This is a genomic window from Cupriavidus sp. HPC(L), assembly GCF_000307735.3.
Lineage (GTDB): Bacteria > Pseudomonadota > Gammaproteobacteria > Burkholderiales > Burkholderiaceae > Cupriavidus.
Genome location: NZ_AMPR02000108.1, coordinates 1 through 8918, shown reverse-complemented (window position 1 = coordinate 8918; position 8918 = coordinate 1). Strand labels below are relative to the sequence as shown.

Below are 8918 nucleotides of genomic sequence, written 5' to 3'. Positions count from 1 at the left end.
CGGCACCGGCGGCCGCTTCGGCGGCTGCGGCCAAGCAGGGCTGAGCACCGCGCCTAGCGGTAAGCGCAAGCAGATAGCGGAATACACAGGGAGCCAGCCTCATGGCCAAGTTTTTCATCGACCGGCCGGTGTTCGCGTGGGTGATCGCGCTGATCATCGTGCTGGGCGGGATATTGTCGATCACGCAGCTGCCGATCGCCCAATATCCCAATATCGCGCCGCCGACCATTTCCGTCACGGCGACCTACCCCGGCGCCTCCGCCAAGACGCTCGAAGACTCGGTCACTTCGGTGATCGAGCAGGAGCTCAATGGCGCGCCCGGGCTGATGTACTACCAGTCGACCAGCGAGTCGACCGGTCTGGCGACGATCACCATCGCGTTCCAGCCGGGTACCAACGTCGACCTGAACTCGGTCGAGGTGCAGAACCGGCTCAAGCGCGTCGAGGCGCGCCTGCCGGCGGAAGTGCGCCAGCAGGGCGTGCGCGTCGAGAAGGCCGGGAACAACTACATGATGTTCCTGACCGTGACGTCCAAGTCCGGTAGCGCCAGCGCGATCGAGCTGGGCAACTACGTGTCGGCCAGCGTGCTGGACTCGATCCGCCGGGTGCCCGGCGTCGGCCAGGCCGACCTGTTCGGCACCGAGTACGCGATGCGCGTGTGGCTCGATCCGGCCAAGCTGACCGGCTACAACCTGACCCCGCTGGACGTCACCGCGGCGATCTCCGAGCAGAACATCCAGGTCGCCGTCGGCGAACTGGGCGGCACGCCGTCGCCGCGCGGTACCGAGCTGAACGCCACGGTGACCACGCAGAGCCGGCTGTCGACGCCCGAGGAATTCGCCAACATCCTGTTGCGCGTGAATCCGGACGGCTCGCAGGTGCGCATCCGCGACGTCGGCCGCGTGGAGCTCGGCGGCGCCGACTATTCGACCGTCGCCCGTACCAACGGCAAGCAGTCGGCCGCGATCGCCATCAAGCTCGCGCCGACCGCCAACGCGCTGGCCACCGCCACCGCGGTGCGCGCGAAGATGGAGGAGCTGTCGAAGTTCTTCCCGGCGGACTACGAGTACACCGTGCCGTACGACACCTCGGCCTTCGTCAAGATCTCGATCGAGGAAGTGGTCAAGACCCTGCTCGAAGCGATCGTGCTGGTGTTCCTGGTGATGTACCTGTTCCTGCAGAACTTCCGCGCCACGATCATCCCGACGCTGGTGGTGCCGGTCGCGCTGCTCGGTACGTTCGGCATGCTGCTGGCGTTCGGCTTCTCGATCAACGTGCTGACGATGTTCGGCATGGTGCTGGCCATCGGTATCCTGGTGGACGATGCGATCGTGGTGGTCGAGAACGTCGAGCGGATCATGAGCGAGGAAGGGCTGTCCCCGCGCGAGGCGACCCGCAAGGCGATGGGCCAGATCACCGGCGCGATCGTCGGCATCACGCTGGTGCTGACCGCGGTGTTCATCCCGATGGCGTTCTTCGCCGGTTCGGTCGGCAACATCTATCGCCAGTTCTCGCTGTCGCTGATCGCCTCGATGGCATTCTCGGCGCTGATGGCGCTGACGCTGACCCCGGCACTGTGCGCCACGCTGCTCAAGCCGGTCGAGGCGGGCCATCACCACGAGAAGAAGGGCTTCTTCGGCTGGTTCAACCGCACGTTCGCGCGGGCGGCCACCGGCTACCAGAGCATGGTGGCGAAGATCCTGGGCCGCACCGGCCGCTACCTGATCCTGTACGGGCTGATCGTCGCCGCGGTCGTGCTGCTGTTCCAGCGCCTGCCGTCTTCGTTCCTGCCCGACGAGGACCAGGGTTACACCATCACCGTGGTGCAGCTGCCCAACGGCGCGACGCAGGAGCGTACCCTCGGCGTGCTCAAGCAGATCGAGGACTACTACCTGCAGAAGGAAAGCAAGATCGTCGACCAGATGATCACGGTGGCGGGCTTCTCGTTCTTCGGCCGCGGCCAGAACGGCGGTATCGCGTTCGTGCGCCTGAAGGACTGGAAGGAGCGCACCGGCTCGGACGAGACCGCGCAGGCCCTGGTGGGCCGGGCCTTCGGCGCGCTGTCGTTCATCAAGGACGCGATCATCTTCCCGCTGAACCCGCCGGCGATTCCGGAACTGGGCAACTCGTCGGGCTTCGACTTCCGCCTGCAGGACCGCTCGGGCCAGGGTCACGCCAAGCTGATGGAAGCGCGCAACATGATGCTCGGCATGGCCGCGCAGAATCCGGTGCTGGCCGGCGTGCGTCCGGAAGGCCAGGAAGACGCGCCGCAGCTGCAGATCGACATCGACCGCGAGAAGGCGCGCGCGCTGGGCGTGTCGATCGCCGACATCAATTCGACGCTGTCGATCGCGTTCGGCTCCTCGTACGTCAATGACTTCATCTACGAGGGCCGCGTGCGCCGCGTGATCGCCCAGGCCGAGGGCGCGGACCGCCGCCTGCCGGACGACCTGACCAAGCTGCGCGTGCGCAACAGCAACGGCGACATGGTGGCCTTCGCGGCGTTCGCGACGTCGAAGTGGATCATGGGCTCGCCGCGCCTGGAGCGCTACAACGGCCTGCCGGCGGTCAAGCTGGCCGGCCAGGCCGCGCCGGGCCGCAGTACCGGCGAGGCGATGGCCGCGATGGAAGAGATGTTCGCCAAGCTGCCGCCGGGCTTCGGCTTCGAGTGGTCGGGGCAGTCGTTCGAAGAGCGGCTGGCCGGCGCGCAGGAACCGATGCTGTACACGCTGTCGCTGATCATCGTGTTCCTGTGCCTGGCCGCGCTGTACGAAAGCTGGTCGATTCCGGCCGCCGTGCTGCTGGTGGTGCCGCTGGGCGTGCTCGGCGCGCTGCTCGGCGTGACGCTGCGCGGCATGCCCAACGACGTCTACTTCAAGGTGGGCCTGATCGCCACCATTGGCCTGTCGGCGAAGAACGCGATCCTGATCGTGGAATTCGCCAAGGACCTGCAGGCGCAGGGACGCAGCCTGATCGACGCGACGCTGGAGGCGGTGCACTTGCGCTTCCGGCCGATCCTGATGACGTCGTTCGCGTTCATCCTCGGCGTGCTGCCGCTGGCGATCTCGACCGGCGCCGGCTCGGGCAGCCAGCGCGCGATCGGTACCGGCGTGATGGGGGGCATGATCACCGCCACCGTGCTGGCGATCTTCCTGGTGCCCGTGTTCTTCGTGGTGATCCGCAAACGCTTCAAGGGCAGCGAGCGTCAGCGCATGCTGGACCAGAAGTGGCTGGACCCGAAGGAGGAAATCTGACATGACCAAGACACTGACCGCGCTGCTGCTGGTGGCCGGCGTGCTGTCCGGCTGCACGCTGGCGCCGCGCTATGAGCGGCCGGCCGCGCCGGTGGCGGCCGAATTCCCGACCGCTACCGAAGGCTACGGCCAGTCCGAGGTGAAGACCGGCGAAAGCCGCCGCGCCGCCGACATCGGCTGGCGCGAGTTCTTCCGCGATGCGCGCCTGCAGGCGATGATCGAGACCGCGCTGGACAACAACCGCGATCTGCGCACCGCCGCGTTGCGCATCGAGGAAGCGCGCGCGCTGTACCAGGTGCAGCGCGCCGACCTGCTGCCGACCGTCAACGCGACAGGCGGCAATACGCGCCAGCAGGTCTCGGGCGCGGCCTCGCCCTCGGGCCAGGGCTATACCGCCGGGTACTGGCAGGCCGGCGGCGCGATCACCTCGTACGATCTCGATTTCTTCGGCCGCGTGCGCAGCCTGTCCAACGCCGCGCTGGCGCAGTACTTCGCCACCGAGGAAGCGCGCCGCGCCGCGCAGATCTCGCTGGTGTCGGAAGTCGCCAAGGCCTATCTGGCCGAGCGCGCCTACGACGAGCAGTACCAGATCGCGCAGAACACGCTGAAGACCCGCGAGGAAACCTTCCGCCTGGCGCAACAGCGTTTCGAGGCGGGCGCCACCTCGGCGCTGGACCTGCGCGACAACGAGTCGCTGGTGGCCCAGGCCCGCGTGTCGGCCGCCGAGCTGGCGCGCCAGCGCGCGCAGGCGCGCAACGCGCTGGAGGTGCTGGTCGGCACCCCGCTCGGCGCGATCCCGAACCTGCCGCCGCCGCGCACGCTGTCGGACGAACGCTTCGTCACCGACATCCCGCCGGGGCTGCCGTCCGACCTGCTCGAGCAGCGTCCCGATATCCGCCAGGCGGAACAGCAACTGCTGTCGGCCAACGCGAATATCGGCGCAGCCCGCGCCGCGTTCTTCCCGCGCATCTCGCTGACCACCCAGCTGGGCAGCATGAGCCGCGACTTCTCCGGGCTGTTCGAGGCTGGCACCAAGGCGTGGTCGTTCGCGCCGCAGCTGGTGCTGCCGATCTTCGACTTCGGCCGCAACATGTCGAACCTGGACCTGGCCAACGTGCGCAAGAACATCCAGGTGGCGAACTACGAGAAGACCATCCAGGTGGCCTTCCGCGAGGTCGCCGACGCGCTGGTCGCACGCGGCACGCTGGAAGAGCAGGTCACCAGCCAGGAACAGGTGCGCAACGCCGAGGCGGCGCGCTTCGAACTGGCCAACCTGCGCTTCCGCAGCGGCATCACGGGGCAGCTCGAAACGCTGGACGCGCAACGGCAATTGTTCACCGCCGAGCAGGCGCTGATCCAGGCACGGCAGCTGCGGCTGAACAATGCGATCGACCTGTATCGGGCGCTGGGCGGCGGGCTGTCGGAAACCGGCCCGGTGGCATCAGCACCGACGCCGCAGAACGACACGGCCCGCTGATCGCAGCGGTCCGGCACCACAAGGAAAGCGCCTTCGGGCGCTTTCTTTCTTTGACTGCAGGTATCCGGTTTGCTGTTGCCCCGGACCCGGACCGATGCTAGATTGCGCTGCATCCAGCCCTTGGCAGTAAGCCGTTGCAATCATCCAGCAGCGCGCCGACCCCCTGGGCTTTTTGCGTTTTGACGTAGAAATGGGGGCCACAGGAGTCAGCATGCCGACAGCGATCCTCATCGACGGGGCCTTCTTCATCAAGCGCTTTCGGGCAATCGAGCCGCAGAATGCCCATGACGCACGCCGGGCGGCGGAGTGCGCTCATAGGTGGGCATGCGCCCATCTTTCGCCACGTCGAAACGGCACTGGGAGCGATGCATCTCCGGAGCGCCAGCGACGGCCACAGGATCGTCGCGAGTTGTATCGGATCTTCTTTTACGACTGCCCTCCGTTGACCAAGAAGATGCACAATCCGATCAACAAGAGAATTGTCGACTTCGCCAAATCGGCAGAGGCGGCTTTCCGGCTTCAGCTACACGAGCATCTACGGGGCATGCGCAAGGTCGCACTCCGGCTCGGGCATCTTTCCAGCTACAGCCAGTGGACCATCAAGGCTTCCAAGGTGGCCGAGCTGTTAGCCGGAAGGATTCAGATGCCGGAGCTGACGCCGGACGACGTGATGGTCGATATCCGGCAAAAAGGTGTCGACATGCGAATCGGCGTCGATGTGTCCTCGCTGGCGTTCAAAAAGCAGGTTGACCAGATCGTGCTGATAGCGGGCGACGCTGACTTCGTACCGGCGGCAAAGCAGGCCCGGCGTGAGGGAATCGACTTCATCCTTGACCCGATGTGGCAGCGCATCCCACCAAATCTGAACGAGCACATAGACGGCCTGCGGTCGACTTGTCCACGGTACGCGGGCCTGGAGCCTTACGAAGACGCTTCGCGACCGTAGGCTGGTTTTGCAATCGGTGTACCAGCCGCCTCGGCGGCGATACGTCGATGAAGGTTTGGATTTGACCTCCGTGGCTTGCCAGCCGTTACAGCGTTCCAAGTTTTTCAAAAGAACCGGCCAACCGACCCACCTACGATCGCGTTTGTCGGTTCGCCCGTCAGCGATTTGCGGGAGCCAGCTACCAACCCCAGCTCCTCGTTGGGTCGCACGTCATCCTTCCTTTGGTAGTTGGCTTTTTTTCCTTCCCCCGCTTTTCTCCTCCCGCGCCCTCCCCTCGCTCGTTCGCTCCCGCGCCGTTGCGATTCCGGTTTGCTTGCGCGTTTCCGCCGTTGCCGGCATTAGCATTAGTTTTCGCGCCAAATTCACTAAAAAGCGTCGCCCGATCGGCGCCGGCTGTACATGCGCGGCTGCGGAAAGCGATACCTTGCGTCTTCACCTCGTTCTTCAACGCTGGAGACCATGGGATGTCGACCCTGACAGAGAATGCCAATGCCGACAGCGCCGACCGGCGCTATTACCAGACCGATGACTCGCTGACGCGCATCACCTGCCGCGTGCTCGACGGCAAGCTGTGGATGACGCTGGACAATATCGCGAGGCTGTACCGGACCTCGGAGCAGGATGTCGCCAGGCAGCTGAAGGCGGCCTTCTGCGGCCGCAGGCTCGGTTCGGCGTCGATTCGCAAGGAGGCCCAGCGCGACGATGGCGTCGTACCGGGCCCGACCTGCTACGCGCTCGACGCGGTGCTGCTGGTTGGCGTACGGCTGGGCTCGACGCGCGGCGAAGCGTTTGCGCATTGGGCGGCCGAGGTGCTCGCCAACGAGCCGGCGGGGCCGACGGACGAGCCGGCGGCGCGGCGAACCGGGCCGGCGCCAGGCACGGTAAAGTAGCCCACCGAACAACCGACCACAGGCAAGGACGTGCAGATGAAGCTGGTTGAAACCGAGCGTTTGCAACAGGTGCTGAACGACTTCATTCGCGCCCGCGACTGGGCGCGGTACCACTCGCCGAAGAACCTGTCGATGGCGCTCAGCGTCGAGGTGGCCGAGCTGGTGGAAATCTTTCAGTGGAAGACGGAGCAGCAGTCTCTCACCGTGATGGCGACGGACGAGCGCGAGCATGTGCGGCAGGAGCTGGCCGACATCCTGATCTATCTGGTCGAGCTGGCCAGTGTGCTGGAAGTCGATCTCGACGCCGCGGTGCGCGACAAGATCGCGCTCAATGCCGCCAAGTACCCCGCGATCACGCCATCGCAAGTCAATCGCTAAATCGAAGGAGGATCGTCATGGCAGCGAATGCATCGACTCAGGCCGGTGTGATCCGCGTCGGCATTGGCGGCTGGACCTATGCCCCCTGGCGCGGCACGTTCTATCCGGAGAAACTGACGCAGGCGCGCGAGCTCGAGTTCGCCAGCAGCCGGCTGACGGCGATCGAGATCAACAGCACCTACCACGGCACGCAGAAACGCGCGTCGTTCATCAAGTGGAAGGAGCAGACGCCCGACGATTTCGTTTTCTCGGTCAAGGCGTCGCGTTTTGCGACCAACCGCCGGGTACTGGCCGAAGGCGGGGAGTCGGTCGAGCGCTTTCTCGACAGCGGCATTACCGAACTGGGTGCCAAGCTCGGGCCGATCGTCTGGCAGTTCGCGCCGAGCAAGGCGTTCGAGCCCGAGGACTTCGAGGCGTTTCTTGCGCTGCTGCCACGGGAAGTCGATGGCATCCGGCTGCGCCATGTACTGGAAGTACGCCACGCCAGCTTTGCCTGCGCGGAATTCCTGGCGTTGGCTCGCCAATACAAGGCGGCGACGGTGTTCACCGACGCCGAGAAATTCCCCTCGTTCGCCGATGTGACCGGAGATTTCGTCTACGCACGGCTGATGCGCAGCAACGCCAAGCTGAAGTATGGCTACGCGCCAAAGGCGCTCGACGCGTGGGCCGAGCATGCGCGGGCGTGGGCGCGGGGCGAGGCGCCGGAAGCTCTTCCGCGCGTCGAAAACAACGACGTCCCGGCGGGCCGCCGGGACGTCTTCGTGTTCTTCATCAACGGCGACAAGGAACGCGCGCCGGCCGCCGCGACCGCCCTGCTCTCGCGCCTGGATTCGGACTACGAGGCGCGCGTGCGGGTTTCCGGCAGGAACACGGCCAGCACGCCGAGCAGCGGCAAGTAGGCGCACCAGCGGTAGACCGTCTCGATGCCGTGCGCGTCGGCGATGCCGCCGAGCACCGCGGCACCGATGCCACCCATGCCGAAGGCCAGGCCGAAGAACAGGCCCGACACCATGCCGACCTTGCCCGGAATCAGTTCCTGCGCGAACACCAGGATCGCGGAGAACGCCGAGGCCAGGATGAAGCCGATCACCAGCGACAGCGCGGCGGTCCAGAACAGGTCGGCATGGGGCAGCATCAGCGTGAAGGGCGCAACGCCGAGGATCGAGAACCAGATCACCCGCTTGCGGCCGATGCGGTCGCCGATCGGGCCGCCGAGGATGGTGCCGACCGCCACCGCGAACAGGAAGGCGAACAGATACAGCTGGGCCGAGCGCTGCGGCACGCCAAAGCGCTCCATCAAATAGAACGTGTAATAGGTGCCCAGCGACGCCATATAGAAGTACTTCGAGAACAGCAGCACCATCAGCACCGCCATGGCGCGCGCCACGGTACGGGCCGGCAGGCGCGGCGCGCTTGCCATCGCCTTGCGCGCCGCACGGGCATGCTCGGCCAGCCGCTGGCCATACCAGCCGCCGACGTGCCACAGCACCGCGATCGCCAGCAGGGCCGCCAGCGACAGCCAGGCGATGCTGCCCTGCGTGTGCACCACCACGGCCGCCAGCAGCGGGCCCGCCGCGCTTCCCACATTGCCGCCGACCTGGAAGATCGACTGCGCCAGCCCGTGGCGCCCGCCCGAAGCCATCCGAGCCACGCGCGACGATTCCGGATGGAAGATCGAGGAGCCGGTGCCGACCAGCGCCGCGGCGACCAGCAGTACGCCATAGCTGGGCGCGATCGACAACAGCAGCAGTCCCGCCAGCGTGAAACCCATGCCGACCGCCAGCGAATGCGGCTTCGGATGCTTGTCGGTGTACAGGCCGACCAGCGGCTGCAGCAGCGAGGCGGTGATCTGGTAGGTCAGCGTCAGCAGCCCGATCTGCACGAAGCTCAGATTGAAGCCGCCCTTGAGCATCGGGTAGATCGCCAGGATCAACGACTGGATCATGTCGTTGAGCATGTGGGCGAAGCTGATC

General features: G+C 66.0%; 7 protein-coding genes. 6 read left to right on the top strand and 1 reads right to left on the bottom strand.

The genetic code is table 11. The annotated features are described in order from the left end of the window. Window positions 1-101: 101 nt before the first annotated feature. From B551_RS07990 to B551_RS07965, 6 genes are all read left to right on the top strand, one after another. Window positions 102-3254: an efflux RND transporter permease subunit gene (locus B551_RS07990; protein WP_023263838.1), complete on the top strand. Its 3153-nt coding sequence runs from the start codon at window positions 102-104 to the stop codon at window positions 3252-3254. Window position 3255: 1 nt separating this feature from the next. Then, a complete protein-coding gene (locus tag B551_RS07985) occupies window positions 3256-4731 on the top strand; it encodes an efflux transporter outer membrane subunit (RefSeq protein WP_023263837.1) in 1476 nt (491 codons plus the stop codon). A 211-nt stretch (window positions 4732-4942) separates the two neighbouring features. Next, the gene (locus B551_RS07980) at window positions 4943-5677 is read left to right on the top strand and encodes an NYN domain-containing protein (protein WP_023263836.1); all 735 of its coding nucleotides are present in this window, start codon (window positions 4943-4945) and stop codon (window positions 5675-5677) included. Between the two features lie 464 nt (window positions 5678-6141). Then, complete coding sequence (locus B551_RS07975) at window positions 6142-6567, top strand: hypothetical protein (RefSeq protein WP_006579575.1); 426 nt, start codon at window positions 6142-6144, stop codon at window positions 6565-6567. A 36-nt stretch (window positions 6568-6603) separates the two neighbouring features. Then, window positions 6604-6945: a nucleotide pyrophosphohydrolase gene (locus tag B551_RS07970; RefSeq protein WP_006579574.1), complete on the top strand. Its 342-nt coding sequence runs from the start codon at window positions 6604-6606 to the stop codon at window positions 6943-6945. 17 nt (window positions 6946-6962) lie between these two features. Beyond that, complete coding sequence (locus B551_RS07965) at window positions 6963-7844, top strand: DUF72 domain-containing protein (protein ID WP_023263835.1); 882 nt, start codon at window positions 6963-6965, stop codon at window positions 7842-7844. On the opposite strand, the gene B551_RS07960 is transcribed toward B551_RS07965, so the two are convergent. Beyond that, window positions 7781-8918: MFS transporter (locus B551_RS07960; protein WP_043438102.1), on the bottom strand; the 1138-nt coding region annotated here is incomplete at its 5' end. The genes B551_RS07965 and B551_RS07960 overlap by 64 nt on opposite strands.